This window comes from Mycobacterium sp. DL, assembly GCF_039729195.1.
In the GTDB taxonomy this organism is placed as follows: domain Bacteria; phylum Actinomycetota; class Actinomycetes; order Mycobacteriales; family Mycobacteriaceae; genus Mycobacterium; species Mycobacterium hippocampi_A.
Window position 1 is genome coordinate 5,091,796 of sequence record NZ_CP155796.1, and the last position, 23,022, is coordinate 5,114,817.

Annotated in this window: 23 protein-coding genes; 12 read left to right on the top strand and 11 right to left on the bottom strand. The window is 67.9% G+C overall.

The annotated features are described in order from the left end of the window. Positions 1-389: 389 nt before the first annotated feature. Positions 390-968 (top strand): HhH-GPD-type base excision DNA repair protein, encoded by a 579-nt coding sequence (locus tag ABDC78_RS24395; protein WP_178358008.1) that lies wholly within the window; start codon positions 390-392, stop codon positions 966-968. A 7-nt stretch (positions 969-975) separates the two neighbouring features. On the opposite strand, the gene ABDC78_RS24400 is transcribed toward ABDC78_RS24395, so the two are convergent. Then, positions 976-1,371, bottom strand: coding sequence for a recombinase family protein (locus ABDC78_RS24400; protein ID WP_178358007.1), 396 nt, complete (start codon positions 1,369-1,371; stop codon positions 976-978). An 89-nt stretch (positions 1,372-1,460) separates the two neighbouring features. On the opposite strand from ABDC78_RS24400, the gene ABDC78_RS24405 reads away from it, so the two are divergent. Continuing rightward, complete coding sequence (locus ABDC78_RS24405; RefSeq protein ID WP_178358006.1) at positions 1,461-1,607, top strand: DUF1059 domain-containing protein; 147 nt, start codon at positions 1,461-1,463, stop codon at positions 1,605-1,607. An 84-nt stretch (positions 1,608-1,691) separates the two neighbouring features. Here the strand turns inward: ABDC78_RS24405 and ABDC78_RS24410 are convergent, their stop codons facing one another. Then, positions 1,692-2,660 (bottom strand): hypothetical protein, encoded by a 969-nt coding sequence (locus ABDC78_RS24410; protein WP_178358005.1) that lies wholly within the window; start codon positions 2,658-2,660, stop codon positions 1,692-1,694. Between the two features lie 49 nt (positions 2,661-2,709). After that, positions 2,710-3,330, bottom strand: coding sequence for a hypothetical protein (locus ABDC78_RS24415; RefSeq protein ID WP_178358004.1), 621 nt, complete (start codon positions 3,328-3,330; stop codon positions 2,710-2,712). Between the two features lie 158 nt (positions 3,331-3,488). Between ABDC78_RS24415 and ABDC78_RS24420 the strand changes: the two genes are divergently transcribed. Then, positions 3,489-4,706: a mannosyltransferase gene (locus ABDC78_RS24420; protein ID WP_347133536.1), complete on the top strand. Its 1,218-nt coding sequence runs from the start codon at positions 3,489-3,491 to the stop codon at positions 4,704-4,706. On the opposite strand, the gene ABDC78_RS24425 is transcribed toward ABDC78_RS24420, so the two are convergent. Further along, the gene (locus ABDC78_RS24425) at positions 4,684-4,968 is read right to left on the bottom strand and encodes a 4a-hydroxytetrahydrobiopterin dehydratase (RefSeq protein ID WP_178358003.1); all 285 of its coding nucleotides are present in this window, start codon (positions 4,966-4,968) and stop codon (positions 4,684-4,686) included. The two genes, ABDC78_RS24420 and ABDC78_RS24425, sit on opposite strands and share 23 nt — an antisense overlap. A 54-nt stretch (positions 4,969-5,022) precedes the next feature. Here ABDC78_RS24425 and ABDC78_RS24430 point away from each other — a divergent pair, with 54 nt between their 5' ends. Further along, a complete protein-coding gene (locus ABDC78_RS24430) occupies positions 5,023-5,409 on the top strand; it encodes a (deoxy)nucleoside triphosphate pyrophosphohydrolase (RefSeq protein ID WP_178358075.1) in 387 nt (128 codons plus the stop codon). Positions 5,410-5,418: 9 nt separating this feature from the next. Here the strand turns inward: ABDC78_RS24430 and ABDC78_RS24435 are convergent, their stop codons facing one another. From ABDC78_RS24435 to ABDC78_RS24445, 3 genes are all read right to left on the bottom strand, one after another. After that, positions 5,419-7,149 carry a BCCT family transporter gene (locus ABDC78_RS24435; RefSeq protein WP_178358074.1) on the bottom strand — a complete coding sequence of 577 codons (1,731 nt, stop codon included), beginning with the start codon at positions 7,147-7,149 and terminating at the stop codon, positions 5,419-5,421. A gap of 249 nt (positions 7,150-7,398) precedes the next feature. After that, positions 7,399-7,671, bottom strand: coding sequence for a hypothetical protein (locus ABDC78_RS24440; protein WP_178358002.1), 273 nt, complete (start codon positions 7,669-7,671; stop codon positions 7,399-7,401). Positions 7,672-7,729: 58 nt separating this feature from the next. Continuing rightward, positions 7,730-7,897: a hypothetical protein gene (locus ABDC78_RS24445; RefSeq protein WP_178358001.1), complete on the bottom strand. Its 168-nt coding sequence runs from the start codon at positions 7,895-7,897 to the stop codon at positions 7,730-7,732. Between the two features lie 55 nt (positions 7,898-7,952). Here ABDC78_RS24445 and typA point away from each other — a divergent pair, with 55 nt between their 5' ends. Continuing rightward, the gene (gene typA / locus ABDC78_RS24450; RefSeq protein ID WP_178358000.1) at positions 7,953-9,854 is read left to right on the top strand and encodes a translational GTPase TypA; all 1,902 of its coding nucleotides are present in this window, start codon (positions 7,953-7,955) and stop codon (positions 9,852-9,854) included. Positions 9,855-9,922: 68 nt separating this feature from the next. Further along, positions 9,923-11,767 carry an ABC transporter family substrate-binding protein gene (locus tag ABDC78_RS24455; RefSeq protein ID WP_178358073.1) on the top strand — a complete coding sequence of 615 codons (1,845 nt, stop codon included), beginning with the start codon at positions 9,923-9,925 and terminating at the stop codon, positions 11,765-11,767. Here the strand turns inward: ABDC78_RS24455 and ABDC78_RS24460 are convergent. Beyond that, positions 11,761-13,026: a chloride channel protein gene (locus tag ABDC78_RS24460; protein ID WP_178357999.1), complete on the bottom strand. Its 1,266-nt coding sequence runs from the start codon at positions 13,024-13,026 to the stop codon at positions 11,761-11,763. The genes ABDC78_RS24455 and ABDC78_RS24460 overlap by 7 nt on opposite strands. 60 nt (positions 13,027-13,086) lie before the next feature. Between ABDC78_RS24460 and mshB the strand changes: the two genes are divergently transcribed. From mshB to ABDC78_RS24480, 4 genes are all read left to right on the top strand, one after another. Further along, the gene (gene mshB, locus ABDC78_RS24465) at positions 13,087-13,974 is read left to right on the top strand and encodes an N-acetyl-1-D-myo-inositol-2-amino-2-deoxy-alpha-D-glucopyranoside deacetylase (RefSeq protein WP_178358072.1); all 888 of its coding nucleotides are present in this window, start codon (positions 13,087-13,089) and stop codon (positions 13,972-13,974) included. Between the two features lie 181 nt (positions 13,975-14,155). After that, positions 14,156-14,530 (top strand): hypothetical protein, encoded by a 375-nt coding sequence (locus ABDC78_RS24470; protein ID WP_347133216.1) that lies wholly within the window; start codon positions 14,156-14,158, stop codon positions 14,528-14,530. A 147-nt stretch (positions 14,531-14,677) separates the two neighbouring features. Beyond that, positions 14,678-17,257 carry a bifunctional FO biosynthesis protein CofGH gene (locus tag ABDC78_RS24475; RefSeq protein WP_178357997.1) on the top strand — a complete coding sequence of 860 codons (2,580 nt, stop codon included), beginning with the start codon at positions 14,678-14,680 and terminating at the stop codon, positions 17,255-17,257. A 123-nt stretch (positions 17,258-17,380) separates the two neighbouring features. Continuing rightward, positions 17,381-18,307, top strand: a complete 927-nt coding sequence (locus ABDC78_RS24480; RefSeq protein ID WP_178357996.1) for a fumarylacetoacetate hydrolase family protein — start codon at positions 17,381-17,383, stop codon at positions 18,305-18,307. Between the two features lie 56 nt (positions 18,308-18,363). Here the strand turns inward: ABDC78_RS24480 and ABDC78_RS24485 are convergent, their stop codons facing one another. Then, positions 18,364-18,909, bottom strand: a complete 546-nt coding sequence (locus tag ABDC78_RS24485) for a YceI family protein (protein ID WP_178357995.1) — start codon at positions 18,907-18,909, stop codon at positions 18,364-18,366. A 98-nt stretch (positions 18,910-19,007) separates the two neighbouring features. Here ABDC78_RS24485 and ABDC78_RS24490 point away from each other — a divergent pair, with 98 nt between their 5' ends. Then, positions 19,008-19,760, top strand: coding sequence for a glycoside hydrolase family 16 protein (locus ABDC78_RS24490; RefSeq protein WP_178357994.1), 753 nt, complete (start codon positions 19,008-19,010; stop codon positions 19,758-19,760). A gap of 93 nt (positions 19,761-19,853) precedes the next feature. On the opposite strand, the gene ABDC78_RS24495 is transcribed toward ABDC78_RS24490, so the two are convergent. Continuing rightward, on the bottom strand, positions 19,854-21,869 hold the full coding sequence (locus ABDC78_RS24495; RefSeq protein ID WP_178357993.1) for an NADPH-dependent 2,4-dienoyl-CoA reductase: 2,016 nt from the start codon (positions 21,867-21,869) through the stop codon (positions 19,854-19,856). Then, positions 21,866-22,423, bottom strand: coding sequence for a PadR family transcriptional regulator (locus ABDC78_RS24500; RefSeq protein ID WP_178357992.1), 558 nt, complete (start codon positions 22,421-22,423; stop codon positions 21,866-21,868). Before ABDC78_RS24500 ends, ABDC78_RS24495 begins: the two co-directional genes overlap by 4 nt. Positions 22,424-22,697: 274 nt before the next feature. Here ABDC78_RS24500 and fdxA point away from each other — a divergent pair, with 274 nt between their 5' ends. Beyond that, on the top strand, positions 22,698-23,021 hold the full coding sequence (gene fdxA, locus ABDC78_RS24505) for a ferredoxin (protein ID WP_178357991.1): 324 nt from the start codon (positions 22,698-22,700) through the stop codon (positions 23,019-23,021). Position 23,022 lies beyond the last annotated feature (1 nt).

A 23,022-nucleotide genomic window follows, 5' to 3' on the forward strand; every position in this document is an offset into this window, starting at 1 on the left:
CATTGGTAGCGGTGTCATATCCAGTTGGGTGAAAACCTGGAAGAACACGACCATACGGATGTCGATTGTTTGCTAAATTTGCGCGATGGTGGAGAAGCGCACGTACGTGCTCGTCTCCTGGTTGCGAAACCGAGCCCAGTGCCAATGCGGCTACCAAGGGAAGCCGAGGATCTTCCGGGGTATGGCGGTGATCGACGCGATCGACCACTGCCAGGAGTTCGGGCACACGCCGGTGGGGGCGGTGCTCAAACAGCGGATCAACACCCTCTGATCGACCGCCTGCTCGACGACCGCAGTGGTCTCACCTACTGAACCGACCTGACCCGGCCACGCCGAAGAGGATGCGTTTCGTCGGCTCACAGCATTCCGGGTCGTCATAAACTGGCCGGGTGCCTACCTTGCAGCTGGCCCAGGAACCTGCGGCCGACGCCCTGCTCGATGCCAACCCGTTCGCGCTCCTGGTCGGAATGCTTCTCGATCAGCAGATCGCGATGGAGGTCGCCTTCGGCGGTCCGAAGAAGATCGACGACCGCATCGGCGGTTTCGACGCCCGGGTGATCGCGGACTACAACCCCGAAGAATTCGCGGCGCTGTGCTCGCAAACGCCTGCGATACACCGGTTTCCGGGGTCGATGGCCAAGCGGGTGCAGGCGCTTGCCCAGGTCATCGTCGACGAGTACGGCGGTGACGCCGCAGCACTGTGGACCGCAGGCGACCCCGACGGGCCGGAGGTGCTGCGCAGACTCAAGGCGCTACCGGGCTTCGGCGAACAGAAAGCCAAGATCTTCCTCGCGCTGCTGGGCAAGCAGTACCGCGTGACACCGAAGGGCTGGCGGGCTGCTGCGGGCGACTACGGCAAGGCGGGGACGCACATGTCGGTCGCGGACGTGAAGGACGCCGGCTCGCTGCAGAAAGTGCGGTCCTACAAGAAGGAAGCGAAGGCCAAGAACAAGGAGGCCAAGGCCTGAACCCGGATCACGTTCGGTGCGTGGACCCGGTGTGCTGAGCCGCGTCGAGGGCAGCCAGTTCGGCGAGGACCGTCGCCACCACCCGGCCGGTCGCGGTGGCCGTGTCGAGGCCGTTGTTCACACAGCGCAGCGTGATCCCGCGGGCGCCGAGGTCGGTGACGATCTGGGCGACCTCCGCGGCCGTGCGCCCCAGCTTGTCGAGCGCCACGACCACGACGACGTCACCCGCGCGGGCATAGCTGCGCAACGCCAGCAGCCCCGCCCGCATCTTGTCCACCGATCCCGACGTCTGATCGGTGAAGATCCGCTTCGGATCCACGCCCGCGGCGGCCAGCTCGGCGAGTTGCTCGTCGAGCGTGTGGTCGTTGCCTCCGGTCGTGGCGTAACCCAACGTGACCGTCACTCTTCGAAGGTCTCACGTGGCGCGCGTCGGGCCGGCGAGACTCGCCGTCAGCCGTCGAGCGCATCGCGTGGCTGTGTCATTGTGAACAGATGAAGACTCACCTGAACTGCCCCTGCGGCGAAGCCATCACCGGCGAGAACGAGGACGATCTGGTGGAGAAGGCCCAGGCGCACCTGTCGGAGATCCATCCCGGCCGCGACTACGACCGCGACGCCATCCTCTTCATGGCCTACTGATCAGCCGCGGAATAGCACTCCGGGTCGCGATTTCTTGGCTGTTCGCAACCAGGAACGCTATTCCGGCGCAGTAGCGGGGCCGGGTCATGGGACGACGGTGGAGCCGATCGTCGGCATGAACTGGCACTGCTTCTCGGTTGTGGTGACCTGACCGAAGATCGTCGACATGATGCTGCCCGATCCGGTGTCCGCGATCGCCGTCAAGGTCGTCGGCCCGGCGGGATTGATGTCCGGCCGCGGCGTGAGCGTCGCGCTGCCGGACTTGCCCGTGCTCAGGTTCACCCACGTGACGTTGAGCGGCAGTTTCTGCTCAGCGGCGGGGGCGGGAGTGCCGATCGCGGTGAAGACGTACGCGGTCTGGCCGGGTGCGGGGCCCGGGGCCGGGATCTTGGCGGGACCGGCGACCGAGATCGCTGTCGCCAGTACGTTTCCGCCGTCGGCCAGGCATCCGTTGCTGATCGACGGATACAGGAAGTCCTGCGTCACCGGTGCGTCCGGTCCGAAGTCCGGAGTGCCTCCTGGTGTCGGCCCACCGGGTCCGGGCGCCGGCGCGGGTACTGCATCCGGCGCTGGTACCGCGGCCGGAGCGGGTCCGGGCGCAGCGTCGGGGACCGGGGTGTGGGCGAGTTCGGCCGCCGGGGGTGCCGGCACCTCGGGGATCGGGCCCACCGCATGCGCAGGATTCACACCCGCGGGCAGATGCGCTTCGGTGCCCGGGGTCGCACCTGTGGCCGGTACGTGGGCCGCGGGTTGCACGAACTGATTGACCGCCGACGCGACGTCGCGGGAGGGGCGCGGCGCGGCCGCATCTCCGGCGAACACCGCGGCGGCGGCCATCAGCATGGATGCGGCATTGGTGGGGTCAGACGCCGCCTGCTGGATCACGGGTCCGATGCTCTGCACCGCAGGCAGGCCCGGAGCCTGCAGTCCGTCGATCGGCGGCGGCGCGGCCGCCGGGTCGGCGTGAGCGACTCCGGACACGCCGACCATCAGCAACGCGGCCGACGAGCCCACCGCCAGTGCGGTGGTGAGCATCGTCCTGGTGGTTGTCATGATTCCCCAATGCATTCGGTGGATCAGTGGGTTGGAGACGGACTGGACGTCAGGGCAGAGCCGACAGCGGCGTGAACACCGGTGCGAGCGGCGCGGCCGGAGCCGCCGGCGCGGCGGGTGCGGCAGGTGCTGCCGCCGTGCCGCCGGTGGGCAGCAGGTTGGCCAGCGGGGTGCCGGCCGGCAGCAGCGAGGCGAGGCCGCCCGGTACGCCCAGCTGATCGGTCAGCGCGGCGGGCAGCAGTGACGGGCCCGTCGTCGAGGATGCCGCGGTCGTCTCCGGCGGCACAGTGGTCGTATTGCCCGGCAGGATGGTGGCTTCGGGCAGCGCGGGTGCCGCTGCCCCGGGCAGCATGGATGCGGGCTGCGGGATGGTGACCGACGCGGTCGCCGCCGGCGGGGTGACCGGAGCGGCCGGGGTGACCGGACCGGTCGCAGCCGTCGACCCGGCATTGCCCAACGCCGACGCAAACGTCTGCATGAGCTGCGTTGCCGCGGCGGGATTCGCCGCGAGCTGCTGCAGGAACGGCAGGCCGGGCACCTCGGGTGCGGGCACCGGTGCCGGAGCGGGCGCGGGCTGCGCCGCCGCAGATGTGCTGAGCGCCAACGCAGCCGAGACGGCTCCCGCCGCGGCGACCAACGTGGTTGCAAACAATTTCCCGGTGCGATGCATGGTTCTCCCAAATCCTTTGGTGGCTCTGAACGGCATAGGTGGCACGCCTGCACCCGAAGCTAGCCTGTTACTAGAGTTACTCAAGTGACACGTGTGGCATTTATGGAACCGTTACTGACACGAGTGCCGATGGTGACCGCTCGATAGAGTTCTGGGTCATAGACGCCACCGCATCCGCCTCAGCAATTCCCGGCTCACGTCTGGTGTCCCGGCTGTCCGCCGCGGCGCCCGTGCTGTTGCTCCTCAGCATCGCCGCGCGCCTGGCGTGGACGTATCTGCTGCCCAACGGCGCCAACTTCGTCGACCTGCACGTCTATCTCGGAGGCGCAGCCGCGCTGGATCAGCCGGGCACCCTCTACGACTACGTCTACGCAGACCAGACCCCGGACTTCCCACTGCCCTTCACGTATCCGCCGTTCGCCGCGGTGCTGTTCTACCCGTTGCAGCTGCTGCCCTTCGGCGTGGCTGCCCTGGGATGGCAGATCGCCACGATGGCCGCGTTGTACGGCGTGGTGCGCATCAGCCAGCGCCTGCTGCCGAACCCCGACGGCCACGGCGCCGGCCGGCGTGTCGCGATGCTGTGGACGGCAGTCGGCATCTGGATCGAGCCGTTGCGCAGCACCTTCGACTACGGCCAGGTCAACGTGTTGCTGGTGTTGGGTGTTCTGTACGCCGTGTACACCACGCGGTGGTGGCTCTCCGGGCTCCTGGTGGGGCTGGCTGCCGGAGTGAAGCTGACGCCCGCGGTCTCCGGTCTGTACTTCGTCGGTGCGCGTCGCTGGGGTGCGGCGGTGTTCTCCGCGGTGGTGTTCTTCCTGACCGTCGGCCTGTCCGCCGTCGTCGTCGGCGACCAGGCGCGCTATTACTTCACCGAACTCCTCGGCGACGCCGGCAGGGTCGGACCGATCGGCACGTCGTTCAACCAGTCGTGGCGCGGTGGCATCTCGCGGATCCTCGGCCATGACGCCGGCTACGGCCCCGTCGTGTTGGCAGGCATCGTCGTGACAGCCGTGCTGGCAGTGCTGGCGTGGCGCGCGGTCGGGGGTGCCCGGGACCGGCTCGCCGCGATCGTGATCGTGCAGCTGTTCGGTCTCCTGCTGTCACCGATCTCATGGACCCATCACTGGGCCTGGCTGGTGCCGTTGATGATCTGGCTGCTGCACGGTCCGCTGCGTGAGCGGCTCGGGGCCCGGGTGCTCGGGGTGGGCTGGCTGGTGCTGACGCTGATCGGGGTGCCGTGGCTGTTGAGCTTCGCGCAGCCGACCATCTGGGAGATATCGCGTCCCTGGTACCTGGCGTGGGCCGGCCTTGTCTACATCGTCGCCACGTTGGCGACGCTGGCGTGGATCGCCGCTACTGGCCGACGATCCGGTTGATGTCGCCCGCCATCTCCACGTCCTTGTCGGTGATGCCACCTTCGGAGTGCGTGACAAGTGCAAAAGTCACTGTCCGCCAACGGATGTCGATATCCGGATGGTGATCACGGGCCTCCGCGTGTTCCGCGACGCGGGTGACGGCGTTGATGCCGTCGAGGAACGACGGGAACTCGATCGCGCGTCGTAGCGCACCCTCGGCGCGCTCCCAGCCTCTGAGGTCGGGCAGTTCGGCGTCTACTTGGTCGTCGGTTAACACAGCCATGTGTTCGACGGTATACCGTTCGCGGCAGTGTCGAACCAGACGGTGTCAAACCAGTTGCCGAATCTGATCGTGGTCGCGGGTGCGTTGATCCACGACGCTGCGCTGCTCGTCGCACAGCGTGCTCGGCCGCCCGAGTTGGCCGGGCTGTGGGAACTGCCGGGCGGCAAGGTCGCCGCCGGCGAGACCGATGAGGTCGCGCTGGCTCGCGAACTACGCGAGGAACTGGGTATCGGCGTGGTCGTCGGGGCCCGCCTCGGCGCCGATGTGGCGCTGAACGCCACGACGACGTTGCGCGCCTACCTCGTCACCCAGATCGACGGCGTGCTCCAACCCCACGACCATCGCGCGCTGAGATGGGTGCGCGCCGACGACCTCGATGAGTTGGCGTGGGTGCCCGCAGACACCGCGTGGCTGCCGCAGCTGGCGACACTGCTCCGGTGACGCCGGCTGTCACCGCGCCTTGGTCTCGGTCTCGCTCTCGCTCTCGCCGACGTGCTCGCCGTTGAGGGGATCGACCGGTTCCTCGAACGTCACCTCACCGGTGGTGGGGTGCACGGCGTAGGAATCGGGATGAACCGAGCGGACCGCAACCAGCCCCGCCAACGTGGCCGAGACGTCGTGGCGCTGAGACGCGGACATCTCGTCGGGCACCGAGACGCGCAGCAGTCTCGGCGTGGTCGCCAGGTCGTACCGGAACGCGCGCAACATCGACACGCAGGCTGCCACCATCACCAGTGAGAACGGCACCGCCGTCGCGATGGAGGCGGTCTGCAGCGCGGTCAGAGAGCCGGAGCCGCCGACCAGCAGCAGCACGGCGGCGACAAGCCCCTCCATGACCGCCCAGTACACCCGGGACAGCTTCGGGGTATCCACATTTCCGCCCGAGGACAAGATGTCGATGACCAGCGATCCCGAATCCGACGAGGTGACGAAGAAGAACACGATCACCGCGATCGCGAGCACGCTGGTGATCGTCGCGATCGGCAGCGTGCCGAGGAGTTGGAACAGCGACGTGTTGGTGTCGACGGCGCCGTCGACCAGCATGTCGCCGTTCTCCCGCTGCCGCAGGATCGCCGAGTCGCCGAAGATGGTGAACCACAGCGCGCCGATGACACTCGGGACGAGCAACACTGCGCCGACGAACTCACGGATGGTGCGGCCCCGCGAGATGCGGGCGATGAACATGCCGACAAACGGCGCCCAGCTGATCCACCATCCCCAGTAGAAGATGGTCCAGCCGCCGAGCCACTCGCCGTCGGTGAACGGCGCCGTGCGCAGCATCAGCTCCGGCAGCGACTGGATGTAGATCCCGAGGTTCTGCACGAACGCCTGCAACAGGAACAGCGTCGGGCCCAGCAACATCACGAACAGTGCCAGTGCGGCGGCCAGCATCATGTTGATGTTCGACAGCCATTTCAGGCCCTTGCTGACTCCGGTGACTACCGAAATCGTCGCTACCAGCGTGATCAAGGCGATCATCCCGATCGTCCACCAGTTGTTGATCTGGATCCAGCCCAGGTACTCCAGCCCTGCCGCGATCTGGGTGATGCCGAAGCCGAGGGAGGTGGCCACGCCGAACAGGGTGCCGACGACGGCGGTGATGTCCACCGCGTGCCCGATCGGGCCCTCGACCCGCTCGCGCCCCAACAGCGGCTCCAGCAGCCAGCGCACCGACAGTGGCCGGCCGCGGCGGTAGGTCATGTAGGACATGCCGAGGCCGACGACGACGTAGATCGCCCACGGGTGCAGCGCCCAGTGGAACAGCGTCAGCGCCATCGCTTGATTGGCCGCCTCGTCGGTCTGACCCGGGATGCCTCGCGACTCCGGCGGGCTCACGTAGTGCGTGAGCGGTTCGGCGACGCTGTAGAAGACCAGGCCGATGCCCATTCCGGCGCTGAAGAGCATCGCCAGCCACGCCATGAAGCTGAACTCGGGTTTCTCATCGTCGTCGCCGAGTCGGATGGTGCCGATCCGGGAGGCGCCGCAGTAGATCGCGAACGCCACGAAGCCGGTGGTGACCAGCACGTACCACCACCCGACGCCGTCGGTGATCGCACCGTTGAGCTGAGTGAAGGCATCTTCGGCCTGGCCGGAGTAGACCACCGCGAACAGGATGAGCCCGATGATGATGATCGACGAGGGAATGAACACCGCCGGCTCGAGGCTTCGCCACGCATTCATCAGCGGGTTCTGCCGCTTGCCTTCGGCACTCGTGCGGTCCGATGGGGTCGGCACGATTACCGCCTCCTCAAAGTCGTCGTCGTCATCGTCGTCATCGTCTGTTACGTATCGGTACAGGTTTCGCAGTGGAGGGCCGGAGTTGTCGGCGCGCGGAAGACCCTACCTGCCGCAAATCTCTGACGACCGTCCGGCCGACGAGGCACGACGGAATTCGGCATCGGCCGCACGAGCGAGCGAGCCGACCGCGCCTCAGTAGCGCAGGCGATCTCCGACTATCCGCACATCGGTCCGGCTGCCGGGGTGGTGCAGCGCGTGGATCGGGTGCGTGAGCACGGGATGCCGGCAGTGCGGACACGACGTCCTGGGCTCTTTGGCCGAGCTGAACGAGAGGTGGTGGCATTCCGAACATCGCACCATGTACAACGCTCCGACCCAGCTGAGCAGGCCCAGATAGAGGGCCACCGTCGCCAACGTGCCGACGGCGAGGATCGTGAACACCGCGAGAATCTCGTAAACCGTCATGACCGGACCTCCAAACGCCGAGACGTTCTGACGGGATGTTTCCACGGTACGCCGCAGGTCAGGACTTGCGGGCCCGCTTGAGCACCTTGGCCAGTTCCTTACCCCGGATTCCGTTCAGTTCGGCCTTGTGCACCTTGTTGAGGACGACCGGGCAGCGCTTGCATCGGGGCTTGCTGCGGCAACACTTCTTCTTCGGTTTCAGGTCGGCGAGCTTGCCGGGCTTCAAGTGAGTTGTCTCTCTCGTTTTCGTGATCAGTGCGCTGCACTGCGACAATCACGACGTGAATGCACGCCCCGATTTCCGCAACGTCGCCATTGTGGCTCACGTCGACCACGGCAAGACAACCCTGGTCGACGCGATGCTGCGCCAATCGGGGGCCCTGAGTCACCGCGGCGACGACGCAATCGAACGCCTCATGGACTCCGGTGACCTCGAGAAGGAAAAGGGCATCACCATCCTGGCGAAGAACACCGCCGTCCACCGTCACCACCCCGACGGCGGGATGACCGTCATCAACGTCATCGACACCCCGGGCCACGCGGACTTCGGCGGTGAGGTCGAACGCGGCCTGTCGATGGTCGACGGCGTGCTGCTGCTCGTTGACGCGTCGGAGGGTCCGCTGCCCCAGACCCGGTTCGTCCTGCGCAAAGCGCTGTCCGCGCACCTGCCGGTGATCGTCGTGGTCAACAAGACCGACCGCCCCGACGCGCGGATCGCCGAGGTGGTCTCCGACAGCCACGACCTGCTGCTCGACGTCGCCTCCGACCTCGACGAGGAGGCGCAGAAGGCCGCCGAGCACGCGCTCGGACTGCCGACGCTGTACGCATCGGGCCGGGCGGGCATCGCCAGCACCACCGAACCCGCCAACGGCGAGAACCCTGACGGCGAGAATCTCGATCCGCTCTTCGACGTCCTGCTCGAGCACATCCCGCCGCCGCAGGGCGATCCGGAAGCTCCGCTGCAGGCGCTGGTCACCAACCTCGACGCGTCGGCATTCCTCGGCAGGCTCGCGTTGATCCGCATCTACAAGGGGCGGATTCGCAAGGGCCAGCAGGTGGCGTGGATGCGTGAAGTGGACGGCCATCCGGTCATCACCAACGCCAAGATCACCGAGTTGCTCGCGACCGAGGGCGTCGAACGGACCAGCACGGACGAGGCGGTCGCCGGTGACATCGTGGCCGTCGCCGGGATGCCCGAGATCATGATCGGCGACACCCTCGCCGACGTCGAGCATGCGCACGCGCTGCCGCGGATCACCGTCGACGAACCCGCCATCTCGGTCACCATCGGCACCAACACCTCGCCGCTCGCCGGCAAGGTCTCCGGGCACAAGCTCACCGCCAGGATGGTCAAGAGCCGCCTCGATCAGGAACTGGTCGGCAACGTGTCGATCAAGGTCGTCGACATCGGCCGCCCCGACGCGTGGGAGGTGCAGGGCCGAGGCGAGTTGGCGCTCGCTGTGCTCGTCGAGCAGATGCGCCGCGAGGGCTTCGAGCTCACGGTCGGCAAGCCGCAGGTGGTCACCCGGACGATCGACGGCAAGCTGCACGAGCCGTTCGAGGCGATGACGATCGACTGCCCCGAAGAGTTCGTGGGCGCCATCACCCAGCTGATGGCCGCCCGCAAGGGCCGCATGGAGGAGATGGCCAACCACGCCGCCGGATGGGTGCGGATGGACTTCATCGTGCCCAGCCGCGGACTGATCGGCTTCCGGACCGACTTCCTGACACTGACCCGTGGCACCGGCATCGCCAACGCTGTCTTCGAGGGTTACCGTCCGTGGGCCGGCGAGATCCGGGCCCGCCACACCGGGTCCCTGGTCTCGGACCGCTCCGGTTCGGTGACGCCGTTCGCGATGATCCAGCTCTCCGATCGCGGTCAGTTCTTCGTCGAACCCGGTGACGACACCTACGAGGGGCAGGTCGTCGGCATCAACCCACGTGCCGAAGACCTCGACGTCAACGTCACCCGCGAGAAGAAGCTCACCAACATGCGTTCCTCGACCGCGGACGTGATGGAGACGTTGGCCCGTCCCCTCGAGTTGGGTCTCGAACAGGCGATGGAGTTCTGTGCGGAGGACGAGTGCGTCGAGGTGACGCCGGAGATCGTGCGGGTGCGCAAAGCCGAACTCGACGCGACCACCCGGGGGCGGGCGCGGTCACGCGCCAAAGCCCGTAACTGACCGATGGATACTCTGTAGGCGTGCCGACGACCCAGCGACGCGTCAGCGCCGTCGCCGGCGCCCTGTTCATGACGTTGGCGCTGGTCACGGCGTGTACCGTCAAGCCGCCACCGGCGCCCCAGAGCACCGACACCACCGAGTCGACGCCGCCGCCGCCGATGAAGGCGACCCAGATCATCATGGCGATCGATTCGATCGGTCCCGGCTTCAACGCCCACCTGCTGTCCGACCAATCCCCGGTCAACGCGGCGATCAGCTCGCTGGTGCTGCCCAGTTCGTTCCGTCCGATCCCCGACGCGCGGACGCCCACCGGCTCGCGCTGGGAGTTGGACACGTCGCTGCTGGAGTCGGCGGAGGTGACCTCCGAGGAGCCGTTCACGGTCACCTACCAGGTGCGCCCCGAGGCGCAGTGGACGGACAACGCGCCGATCGGGGCCGACGACTACTGGTATCTGTGGCGCCAGATGGTCAGCCAGCCCGGCACTGTGGATCCGGCCGGCTATGACCTGATCACCGGGGTGCAGTCCATCGAGGGCGGGAAGACCGCCGTCGTCACCTTCTCGCAGCCGTACCCGGCGTGGCGGGAGCTGTTCAACAACATCCTGCCCGCCCACATCGTCAAGGACGTGCCGGGAGGATTCGGAGCCGGGTTGGTGCAGGCGCTACCGGTCACCGGCGGGCAGTTCCGGGTCGAGACCATCGATCCGCAGCGTGACGAGATCCTGCTGGCACGCAACGACAGGTACTGGGGTCAGCCCGCGGTTCCCGATCTGATCCTGTTCCGCCGCGGCGGCGCGCCCGCTGCACTGGCCGACTCGATCCGCAACGGCGACACCCAGGTAGCCCAGGTACACGGCGGGGCAGTGGCGTTTGCGCAGCTGTCCGCCATCCCCGACGTCCGGACCGCGCGGATCGTCACCCCGCGCGTCATGCAGCTGACGCTGCGCGCCCAACAGCCCGCTCTGGCGGAACCCCAAGTGCGACAAGCGATCCTGGGTCTGCTCGACGTCGACCTGCTGGCCGCGGTCGGGGCCGGCGACGACAACTCCGTCACCCTCGCCCAGGCGCAGGTGCGCTCCCCATCCGATCCCGGCTACGTCCCGACCGCTCCGCCGGCGATGAGCCGGGAACAGGCGATGACGCTGCTGGCCGGCGCCGGATACCAGATCGACCCGGTGTCGACCACGCCCCCGGCGCCACCCACCCCCACCCTCCCGGAGAACAACCGGGGGCATCTCACCAAGGATGGCGAGGCGCTGACGCTCGTGCTCGGTGTCGCCGCGAACGATCCGACGTCGATCTCGGTCGCCAACACCGCCGCCGACCAACTGCGCAACGTCGGTATCGCGGCATCGGTCTCCGCGCTGGATCCGGTGGTGCTCTACAGCGACGCGCTGGTCAACAACCGGGTCGACGCCGTGATCGGATGGCGTCAGGCCGGCGGGGACCTGGCGACCGCGCTCGCATCGCGCTACGGCTGCCCCGCGCTGGAGGCGACGCCGATCGTGACCACCACCGAGTCGCCGGCCGCGTCCACCGAGTCGTCCGCGTCACCCGAGTCGCCCCCGTCGTCGACGACGTCGCCCCCGGAACCGCCCGGGACCACCACCACGGCGACGCCGACACCCGTGCCCGACACCGGTGAGCTGGTTCAGGCGCCGAGCAACATCACCGGGACCTGCGACCGTGCCATCCAACCCCGTATCGATGCCGCGCTGCGCGGTACGGCGGACATCGGCGAGGTGATCGACGAGGTCGAGCCCAGGCTGTGGAACATGTGGACGGTACTGCCGATCCTGCAGGACACCACGATCGTCGCCGCGGGACCGCGACTGCAGAACGTCAGCCTCACCGGCGCCGTGCCGGTCGGGATCGTCGGCGACGCCGGCAACTGGGTCAAGCTGCCTCAATGACGTTCGGGTGGGTCGGTGATCTCCGAGTCACCCGCCACGGTGGCGTGGCGCCGGCGGATCTCGGCGATGCCGTACGCCGAGTAGGCCGCGATCGCGAACACCGCCAGTAGCCACAGCGGCGGTCGGGCGAGTTCCCACACGAACAGCGCCGCAAAAAGTGGCGAGCGCTGAGTGATCGCGAGGACCCCCGCCGCGCAGCTCAATGACACCGCCGGGATGTGCAGATCGGTGCCCGCCCACTGGTTGAGCCCCAGGGCGACCAGTGAACCCGCAGCCGCGCCCGTGGCCAGCGCCGGGGTGAGCAGTCCGCCGACCGCGCCGGCACGCAGGAATGCCGCGGTCAGCAGCGGCTTGAGCAGCAGGATCGCTGCCGCCGCGCCGAACGTCAGGCCGCTGTTGACGCTGACTTCGAGGATGCTGCGGCCGTTGCCGGGCAGTTCCGGCAGCCAGATCGAGCAGATTCCCGTCAACAGCCCGGCGGCCGCGATCGCCGGGATCAGCAGCCACGTTCGCGGCTGCACGCCCGGGCGGGCGGCGGTCATCGCCCGGTCGAAGGACAGCCCGATGACGACCGCCAGCGGGGCGAGCGCCAGCGCGAGGAAAACGAACAGGTAGGACAGCTCGAAGTCCGGCCACACCAGCGGGTGCTCGAGGTGGGTCACCGGCGCGGCGACGGCGACCGCCAGGCTCGACGTGATCAACGCTGTGCCGAGCACCCGCGGATGCCAGGTACCCAGGAGGATGCGAGCGGCGAACACCGCGCCGCCGAGCGGAACGCTGTACACCGCGCCGAGGCCGGCGCCCGCAGCGCAGGCCAGCAGGATCTCGCGGTCGCGCGCCGTCAGCGCCCACCGCGACGTGCCGAGATCGCCCCACGCGGCGGCGAGCTGTCGCGGTGCGCCCTCGCGCCCGAGCGAGGCGCCCGATCCGACGAGCAACACCTGCAGACCCGCGTCGAGCGACATCGCCAGCCGGGGGATCGGGCGGTGTTCGGCGATGGTGACCGACAGCGACGGGACCTCGCAGCGGCGCCGGAGCAGCCACCACCCGCAACCGGCCAGCGCACCGCCGACCATCGGGCCGAGCGCGCGACGGAGGTGCTCGCTGTTCTCGACTCCGGTCAGCAGGGTGCCGAAACTGTAGTGGTAGGTGATGTGCTCGACAGCGTGCAGCAGCAGCGTCGTCGCAGCCCCGGCGACACCGGCGAGCAGCCCGACGACGACGATCGCGCAGCCGAACTCAACGGTGCGCCGCGTCACGAGGCGAATCTATGCCAGTACCGCCGCCCGCGTACCGCCATGAGCGGGCAAGCTGTCGGCATGGAGACCGCGCGGCTGCTGTTCGTTCATGCCCATCCCGACGACGAGACCCTCACCACGGGCGCGACGATCGCCCATTACGTGGCCCGCGGCGCGCAGGTGCAGGTGATCACGTGCACGCTCGGCGAGGAGGGTGAGGTCATCGGCGATCAGTGGGCGCAGCTCGCGGCCGACCGCGCCGACCAGTTGGGCGGATACCGCATCGGTGAGCTGACGGCGGCGTTGGCCGCGTTGGGAGTGGACCGCCCGCGGTTCCTCGGCGGGCCCGGGCGTTGGCGCGATTCGGGGATGGCGGGCACACCGGAGCCGCCCCGGCGGCGACCTGAGGCACCGCCTCGGCCGGGACCGCAACGGTTCGTCGACGGGGATCTCACCGAGCAGGTGGCCACGCTGGCCGCGGCGATCGACGAGTTCCGTCCGCACGTCGTCGTCACCTACGACCCTGACGGCGGATACGGACATCCCGACCACATCCACGTCCACCGGGTGACGACTGCGGCTGTGGAGGCGGCCCGCTGGCAGGTGCCCAAGCTGTACTGGACCGTGACGTCGGCATCGGCGCTGGCGGCCGGACTGGCCGCGATGACCGACGTGCCCGACGGATGGATCACGGTGTCCGCCGACGACCTACCTCTCTTCGGCTACTCCGATGAAGCGATCGACGCCGCGCTGGATGTCAGCGCACATGCCTCTGCCCGAGTAGCCGCGATGCGGGCCCACGAGACGCAGGTCAGCGTCGCACCTGACGACCGGAGCTTTGCTCTGTCCAACAACGTCGCACTGCCTGTCGACTCGACCGAGTACTACGTGCTGGTTGCCGGTGCTTCCGGGCAACGCGACGACCGCAACTGGGAGACCGACCTGCTGGCCGGGTTGAACGTGGGTTAACGCCGCGGCGACCGGGTAAGCTGCCCGAAACCGACTGCCGCACCGAGGGGAAGCACATGGACCCGGACCTGGATCCCAACCTGCAGCACTGGCAGGACCGCCTCGACAGCTTCCAGTGGGTCGTCGGTTCGCTGGTCTCGGTGCTCGACAGCATCCCGACCTGACAGAGTCGCCCGCGCCGGTGTCGGACCGGCTCCGTGTGGTGGTCTTCGTCCTTCTCGGCGTGGACGGAGTGCTCTCAGCCCTGATGGCGGTGTTTTTCCTGCCGTTGCGGATCGGCGGCGTCCCGGTTCCCGTCAGCGCGGTGCTCAGCGGGGTGCTGAATGCACTCCTGGTCTGGGTGGCGCTGCAGTGGACGGACAACGCGCGTGTGGCGGCGGTGCCGGTGTGGACCTGGCTTCTGACCGTGCTGGTATTCAGCTTCGGTGGTCCGGGTGACGACATCGTGTTCGGTGGCACCGGCATCATGGAGTTCGCCCCGCTCCTGCTCCTGACGCTGGGAGCGCTGCCGGCGGCGTGGTTGCTCACGCGTCGTCCGCCGTCTCCGGGGCGATGACGCCGGACCCCGGCCTTTGTCGGGGCGGACACCGGCGCCCGCATCGGGTGACTACTGTGACTCCTATGTCAGGGGCATTCCGTGCGCACTCGGTTTCAAATAGTGAGACGCGCGGATGATCCGCGAGATCGCCGGGGTTACAGGGAAGTGGCTCTGAATACCCAGCGCGGCGCCGATCTGCCCAACCCGGCGGTTCCGCCGAGGTCCAGTACTCCCAGTCCGGCCGCCCTGAGGCGGGTGTTGCGCCGGGCCCGTGACGGCGTGGCCCTCAACATCGACGAAGCCGCGATCGCCCTGACGGCACGCGGCGACGCCCTCGCCGACCTGTGCGTCAGTGCCGCGCGGGTGCGTGACGCGGGTCTGGAGGCCGCAGGCCGTCGCGGGGCCACCGGCCGACTGCCGGTGAGTTACTCGCGCAAGGTGTTCATCCCCGTCACCCACCTGTGCCGCGACACCTGTCATTACTGCACGTTCGTGACGGTTCCCGGCAAGCTGCGTGCCGCGGGCAAGGGCATGTACATGGAGCCCGACGAGATTCTCGACGTGGCACGCCGCGGCGCCGAAGTCGGTTGCAAAGAGGCGTTGTTCACCCTCGGAGACCGCCCTGAGGACCGGTGGGACGAGGCGCGTCAGTGGTTGGACGAACGCGGCTACGACTCGACGCTGGATTACGTGCGGGCGATGGCGATCCGGGTGCTGGAGGAGACCGGCCTGCTGCCGCACCTGAACCCCGGCGTGATGAGCTGGTCGGAACTGTCGAGGCTCAAACCGGTTGCGCCGTCGATGGGCATGATGCTGGAGACCACGTCGCGCCGCCTTTTCGAGGTGCGCGGCGAGGCGCACTACGGCAGTCCCGACAAGGACCCCCAGGTGCGACTGCGCACGCTGGACGACGCGGGCCGGCTGTCCATTCCGTTCACGACCGGGCTGTTGGTGGGCATCGGCGAGACCGTCACCGAACGCGCCGAGACCATCCACGCCATCCGGCGCTCCCACAAAGAGTTCGGGCACGTCCAAGAAGTGATCGTGCAGAACTTCCGCGCCAAGGACCACACCGCGATGGCCTCGACGCCCGACGTCGATATCGACGAATTCCTCGCGACCCTCGCCGTCACCCGGCTGGTGATGGGGCCCAAGATGCGTATCCAGGCCCCGCCGAACCTGGTGTCGCGCGCAGAGTGCCTGGCGTTGCTCGGGGCCGGGGTGGACGACTGGGGCGGGGTGTCACCGTTGACACCCGACCACGTCAACCCCGAGCGTCCGTGGCCCGCGCTGGACGAACTCGCCGCGGTCACCGCGGAAGCCGGTTTCGACCTGGTGCAACGGCTCACGGCGCAGCCTGAGTACGTGCAGGCCCGCGCCGGTTGGATCGACCCGCGGGTGCAGGGACACGTGGACGTCCTCGCCGATCCCGAGACCGGGTATGCCCTCGACGTCAACCCCGTCGGTCGTCCCTGGCAGGAGCCCGACGAGGCGACCGAGTCGCTGGGCCGCACCGACCTGCACTCGGCGATCGACGCGCAGGGCCGGCTCACCGAGACCCGCAGCGATCTCGGCAGCGCGTTCGGCGACTGGGAGTCCATCCGGGAGAAGGTGCACGAGCTTGCCGCGCGCGCCCCCGAGCGTCTGGGCACCGACGTGCTGGCCGCGTTGCGGTCAGCCGAACGCGATCCCGCCGGATGCAGCGACGACGAGTATCTCGCGCTGGCCACCGCTGAAGGGCCGGCAATGGATGCGGTTGCCGCACTGGCTGATTCACTGCGGCGCGACGTCGTCGGCGACGACGTGACGTTTGTGGTCAACCGCAACATCAACTTCACCAACATCTGCTACACCGGGTGCCGCTTCTGCGCTTTCGCCCAGCGCAAAGGTGACGCCGACGCCTTCTCGCTGTCGACCGGTGAGGTCGCCGAGCGGGCATGGCAGGCGCACGTCGCCGGGGCGACCGAGGTCTGCATGCAGGGCGGCATCGACCCCGAACTGCCGGTCACCGGCTACGCGGACCTGGTCCGTGCGGTCAAGGCGCGGGTGCCGTCGATGCACGTGCACGCGTTCAGCCCGATGGAGATCTCCAACGGAGTCACCAAGAGCGGCTTGAGTATTCGCGAATGGCTGATTTCGCTGCGGGAAGCCGGGTTGGGCTCGATTCCGGGCACCGCGGCGGAGATCCTCGACGACGAGGTGCGCTGGATCCTGACCAAGGGCAAGCTGCCGACCTCGGCGTGGATCGACGTGGTCACCACCGCCCACGAGGTCGGGCTGCGGTCGAGTTCGACGATGATGTACGGCCACGTCGATACACCCAAGCACTGGGTGGGACACCTCCGGGTGCTGCGCGGAATCCAGGATCGGACAGGCGGATTCACCGAGTTCGTGCCGTTGCCGTTCGTCCATCAGTCCTCACCGCTGTACCTGGCGGGCGGGGCCCGGCCGGGGCCGACGCACCGGGACAATCGCGCAGTGCACGCGCTGGCACGAATCATGTTGCACGGCCGGATCTCCAACATCCAGACCAGTTGGGTGAAGCTCGGTATCGAGCGCACCCAGGTGATGCTCAGCGGCGGCGCAAACGATCTCGGCGGCACCCTGATGGAGGAGACCATCTCCAGAATGGCGGGTTCGGAGTTCGGCTCGTACAAGAGCGTCGAGGATCTGGTCGGTATCGCTGCCGGTATCGGCCGTCCCGCGCGGCAGCGCACCACCACCTACACCCCGCTGGCCGCCTAGGCTTTGCCCCGCGAGCGCGCATGTCTGTACGCCGACACGCCGTAACTGCTGGCATTCTGCGCGCGCTCGCGGGCGTCGACCCGGACCTCTTTGCTCGTCGGCGAGGCTGGTAGGACTGACGGTGTGAAGCTTCGACGGATTGTCACCGACGGTGTCCTGGAACTGCAGGCGCTGGCATCCGACGGGTCGTGGGCGCCGACGCAGGATCGGTCAGCACTGGGCGGTGCGGTGTTCGACGGGGATTGGGAACTCGCGGCCGCTATGCGCCACCTGGACGCGGCCGGACACGTGCTCCCGTTCCAGCCCGTCTCGTTCCGCGATTTCCTGCTCTACGAACGACACGCGATCGACGCGGCACGCGGGCTGGTCAAGCGGTTCCACCCCGGGCAGTTCCGCGCGACCGCGGCCGTCGAGAAGCTGACGCGCAAACCGTTCCCGCTGTTCAAACCCAAGGCGCTGTTCTACCGGCAACCCGTCTACTACATGTCCAACCATTTGAACTTCGTGCCCAGTGGCAGTCCGGTCGCGATCCCGTCGTACTCCTCGGCGCTGGACTTCGAACTGGAGATCGGCTTTGTGCTCAAAGCCCCACTGTTCGACGCGAGCCCGCGGGACGCGCTCGACGCGATCGGCGCGTTCGTGGTGGTCAACGACTTCAGTGCCCGCGATGTCCAGCGCAGGGAGATGGCGACCGGCTTCGGGCCGCAGAAGGCCAAGCATTTTTTGTCGTCGATGTCGGTGATCGCGGTGAGCGCCGACGAGATCCTGCCCCGCATCGATGATCTCAGCGGATCCGTCGCGATCAACGGGACGACCATCAGCACCGTGTTCAGTAGCGGTATGCAGTGGTCGCTCGGGGAGGTGCTTGCCCACGCATCCCGCAGCGAAATGCTCTATCCGGGTGAGCTTTTTGCCACCGGAACCCTTCCCGGCGGCAGCGGCATGGAGACCGGCCGGTGGCTGCGGCCGGGGGACCGGCTGACGTTGGCCATCGACCAGATCGGCGAGATCAGCCACCCGATCTCAGAGGCCCCGGGGCCGGTGACCTGAGCGTCCCACGGTGAAAGCCACTGCGGCCCAGCGCCGCAGTGGCTTCCCGGAGGCCGTCAGGCCTGCTTGAGCGCCTCGATCTCCAGCGTGATGGTCACCTTGTCGCCGACGACCGAACCACCGGTCTCCAGCGGCATGTCGAGGGTGATGCCGAAGTCCTTGCGATTGAGCACGACCGAGGCCTCGAAGCCGGCGACCTCACCGTGGCCCATGCCGGGGTTGACGCCGTTGAACTCCAGGTTCAAGGTCACGGGCCGGGTGATGCCCTTGAGGGTGAAGTCGCCGTCGACGGCGTAGCCGTCGCCGTCTGCGCGGACCGCGGTGGAGGTGAAAGTCGCCAGCGGGTACTTCTCGGCGTCGAAGAAGTCCGTGGACTTGAGATGCCCGTCGCGCTGCTCGTTGCGGGTGTTGATCGACTCGACGGAAACCTCGGCCTGCACCGACGGCGTGCCGTCCTCGGCGATGGTGATCGCGCCGCTGAAGGTCTCGAACTCGCCTCGGACCTTGCTGACGACGAGGTGGCGTACCGAGAAGCCGACCGAGGAGTGCACGGGGTCGATGGCCCAGGTGCCGGTGGACAGTTGGCTGGTGGCGGTGGTCATGGGATGTCTCTTTTCGTGGACGGGCGTCGGGTCCTCCGACGGGGTACCTCCGGCTAAACGGACCATGGTCCGAATTCATTCCCGGGTAGTCTTCCCGCGTGAACAGCGCGGAACTCGACGAGCGATTCACCCGTCTCGACCCCACGATCTGGACGGCGTCCTACCTGCCGGCGTGGAGTTCCCGAACCGCAGCCGCGGCGACGTACGAGACCGGACCTGGCGGCCTCGACCTGTCGATTCCACCGTCACAGCCCCTGTGGTGCCCCGACCTGCACGACGGGCCTCTGCGGGTGTCCGCCATCCACAGCGCCAACCGATCTGGCCCCGTCGGCTCCACCGACGCGCCGCAACCGTTCCGCGAGGGGTTGGTGGTGCGTGAGGCGCAACCCACTGTCCTCGGTTTTGTCCCGCACTTCGGCAGCATCTCCGTCACCTGTTCGGCGCACCTGACTCCACGCTCGATGTGCTCGGCGTGGATGGTCGGCCTCGAGGACGAACCCGAGCGGTGCGGCGAGATCTGTCTTATGGAGGTGTTCGGCGACTCGATCGTCGACGGTCGCGCCTCGGTGGGCCAGGGTATCCACCGGTTCCGTGATCCTGCACTGCGCGAAGATTTCTCGGCCGACCCGCGCGAGATCGACATCGAAGAGTCGCACACCTATGCCGTCCGCTGGCGGCGGGGATCGGTCGAGTTCACCATCGACGGGGTTACGACCCGCACCGCCGACCAGGCGCCCGACTACCCGATGATGCTGATTCTCGGGCTGTTCGACTTCCCGGACCGCCCCGGCGATCCCGGCGATGTGCCCCACCTGCGGGTGGCGCAGGTGACGGGCTCCGATCTCTCGTAGCCCGCGAGCGCGCGCGAAATGCCAATCTGCCGCGGCGTGTCGCGTGCAGACATGCGCGCTCGCGAAACAACGCTCCCTTGCGGGACAGCGGGGCTACAGCCGGGCGGCCAGCTCCGTGCCCTGACGAATGGCCCGCTTGGCGTCCAGCTCGGCAGCGACGGCGGCACCGCCGATGATGTGCGGGGTGATGCCGCGTGCCAGCAGGCTGTCCTCCAGGTCACGCACCGGCTCCTGGCCTGCGCAGATGACGACGCTGTCGACCGCCAGCAGTCGAGGGTCGGAGTGGTCCGAGCCGAAGCTGATGTGCAGCCCCGCGCCGTCGATGCGCTCGTAGTTGACGCCGGAGAGTTGGTGAACACCCTTGGCCCGCAACGAGGCCCGATGCACCCAGCCGGTCGTCTTGCCCAGGTTGCGGCCCTGCGGGCCCTTGGTGCGTTGCAGCAGGTAGACCTCCCGTGCCGCGGGTGCGGGCAGCGGTGTCGTCAACGCACCACGGGCTTCTTGCGGATCGGCCACGCCCCACTCGGCCTTCCACTCCTTGAGGTTCAGGGTGGGGGAGTGATCGGTGGTCAGGAACTCGCTGACATCAAATCCGATGCCGCCCGCGCCCACGACCGCGACGCTCTTGCCGACGGGTGTGCCGGTGATCGCCTCGGCATAGGACAGCACGATCGGGTGGTCGATACCGGGGATGTCGGGCATCCGCGGTGCCACGCCGGTCGCCAACACGATGTCGTCGAAGCCGGCCAGCGCGTCGACGTCGGCGCGGGTGTTGAGCCGCACATCGACGCCGTGCTTGTCGAGCATGCGGGTGAAGTAGCGGATGGTCTCGCTGAACTCCTCCTTGCCGGGAATCCTTCGGGCCAAATCGAATTGCCCCCCGATCTCGGGTCGAGACTCGAACAGCGTGACCCGGTGTCCCCGCTGCGCAGCGGTGACGGCGGTGGCCAGTCCGGCGGGCCCGGCGCCGACGACCGCGACCCGTCGAGTGTGCCGGGTCGGGCCGAGGGTCAGCGTCGTCTCGTGGCCCGCGCGCGGGTTGAGCAGGCACGACACGGTCTTGTGGACGAACACGTGGTCCAGGCAGGCCTGGTTGCACGCGATGCAGGTGTTGATCTCGTCAGCGGCATCCGCGCTCGCCTTGTGCACCCAGTCGGGGTCGGCCAGCAGCGGTCGGGCCATCGAGATCAAGCTGACGTCGGTGTCGGCGAGGATCTGCTCGGCGGACTGGGGCATGTTGATCCGGTTGGACGCCATCACCGGGATGTCGACGTACTGCGCGACCGCGTTGCTGATGTCGACGAAGGCGCTGTTGGGCACCGAGGTCACGATGGTCGGGATCCGCGCCTCGTGCCAGCCGATCCCGGTGTTGATGATCGTCGCCCCGGCTGCTTCGACTTCGGTTGCCAGCGCGACGATCTCGTCCCAACTCTGGCCGTCCTCGACGTAGTCGGCCATCGACAGGCGGTAGCAGATGATGAAGTCGCGGCCGACGGCCTCGCGGATGCGGCGCACGATCTCCACGGGCATCCGCCTGCGCCTCCCGGGTGAGCCACCCCACGCGTCGGTCCGCCTGTTCGTGCGCGGCGCCAGGAACTGGTTGAGCAGATAGCCTTCGCTGCCCATGATCTCGACGCCGTCGTAACCCGCCTCGCGGGCGAGGACCGCGCTGCGGACGAAGTCGTCGATCGTGCCCGTGACGTCGCGCAGTGCTCGCGGCCGGAAGGGGTTGGTGGGGGCCTTGATCGACGAGGCGCTGACCGAGAACGGGTGGAACGCATAACGGCCCGCATGCAGTATCTGCAGAAGGATCTTGCCCCCGGCATCGTGCACGCCGCCGGTGATTCGGCGGTGTCTGCGGGCGTCCGAACCCGACACCATCTGCGCAGCGAACGGCAGCAGCCAACCGGTGCGGTTCGGCGCGTAACCGCCGGTGATGATCAGTCCGACACCGCCCCGGGCGCGTTCGGCGAAGTATTCCGCCAGTCGACCGGTGTCACGGGCGCGGTCCTCGAGGCCGGTGTGCATCGAACCCATCACCACCCGATTGCGTAGCGTGGTGAAACCGAGATCTAACGGCGACAACAGGTTTGGGTAGGGGTGGGTCATGCGGGACCTTCCAGGGCGGTAGCCACTTCGTCGAGCCACTCGATCGCGCTCTCCTCGGCGCGGATGCCGCCGCGAAGCACCAGGTACTGGTGAAGGTCGGTACCCCGCACGATGCTCGGATCCGGGAACTGGCTCTTCTCGAATTCCCGGTAGACGTCGAGCAACTCGGCGCGTTCGGAACGCAGCGAGACGACCTGCGCGCGCAGGGCGCCGGTGTCGCCGTGTGCAGCCCCGCGGATCTTCACCGCGAGGTCACGTGTTCGGCTGTCGGCGACCGATCCGCCCCGGCCGACCAGGGGGGCGGCGATCCAGCGGGCCAGTTCGGCGCGGCCGGCCGCCGAAGCGGTGTAGACCTTCTTGTCCGGTCGGCCGTGCTGGGCGATCTCGGTGACGTGCACCCAGCCGTCGTCCTCCATCGTGCGCAGAGTGCGGTAGATCTGCTGATGGGTGGCCGCCCAGAAGTAGCCGATCGAGCGGTCGAAACGGCGGGCGAGGTCATAGCCCGAACTCGACTGCTCGCAGAGCGAGACCAGGATCGCGTGTGGAAGTGCCACCGGCGCACAGTAAGCCGGACATCGACCACTATGCAACTAGTTGCACTGCACTCAGGCGCATAGGCGTGTGGTACTAGGCGACTTCTCTGTGGGACGTTTAGTATCTGTAACCACGCGCAACCCCTAACCGGGCCTGCGCGCGAGTTAGGGCACACTGAGAAACCCGTCCGACATCCAGCAGGGATACTTGCTGAGGCTGGTCGCGGTCGCCAGCTGTGCCGTGCCTGAGACAGCAGCCCACACCGGTTGTTCGAGAGGACTTGAGGAGACCTTCGTGACGTACACGATCGCCGAACCCTGCGTCGACGTGAAAGACAAGGCGTGCATCGAGGAATGCCCTGTCGACTGCATCTACGAGGGTGCACGCATGCTGTATATCCACCCCGACGAGTGCGTCGACTGTGGTGCCTGCGAACCGGTCTGCCCGGTGGAGGCGATCTACTACGAGGACGACGTCCCCGACCAGTGGAACGTCTACACGCAGTACAACGCGGACTTCTTCGCCGAGCTCGGATCGCCCGGCGGCGCATCGAAGGTCGGCCAGACCGACAACGACCCGCAGCCGGTCAAGGACATGCCTCCGCAGGGTGAGGACTGAG

Excerpts from the sequence above, each read along its gene's own strand:
- ABDC78_RS24405 (WP_178358006.1), top strand. The coding sequence starts at position 1,461 with ATGAAGACTCACCTGAACTGCCCCTGCGGCGAAGCCATCACCGGCGAG.
- ABDC78_RS24410 (WP_178358005.1), bottom strand. The coding sequence starts at position 2,660 with ATGACAACCACCAGGACGATGCTCACCACCGCACTGGCGGTGGGCTCG.
- ABDC78_RS24415 (WP_178358004.1), bottom strand. The coding sequence starts at position 3,330 with ATGCATCGCACCGGGAAATTGTTTGCAACCACGTTGGTCGCCGCGGCG.
- ABDC78_RS24425 (WP_178358003.1), bottom strand. The coding sequence starts at position 4,968 with ATGGCTGTGTTAACCGACGACCAAGTAGACGCCGAACTGCCCGACCTC.
- ABDC78_RS24435 (WP_178358074.1), bottom strand. The coding sequence starts at position 7,149 with ATGAATGCGTGGCGAAGCCTCGAGCCGGCGGTGTTCATTCCCTCGTCG.
- ABDC78_RS24440 (WP_178358002.1), bottom strand. The coding sequence starts at position 7,671 with ATGACGGTTTACGAGATTCTCGCGGTGTTCACGATCCTCGCCGTCGGC.
- ABDC78_RS24455 (WP_178358073.1), top strand. The coding sequence starts at position 9,923 with ATGACGTTGGCGCTGGTCACGGCGTGTACCGTCAAGCCGCCACCGGCG.
- mshB (WP_178358072.1), top strand. The coding sequence starts at position 13,087 with ATGGAGACCGCGCGGCTGCTGTTCGTTCATGCCCATCCCGACGACGAG.
- ABDC78_RS24485 (WP_178357995.1), bottom strand. The coding sequence starts at position 18,909 with ATGACCACCGCCACCAGCCAACTGTCCACCGGCACCTGGGCCATCGAC.
- ABDC78_RS24495 (WP_178357993.1), bottom strand. The coding sequence starts at position 21,869 with ATGACCCACCCCTACCCAAACCTGTTGTCGCCGTTAGATCTCGGTTTC.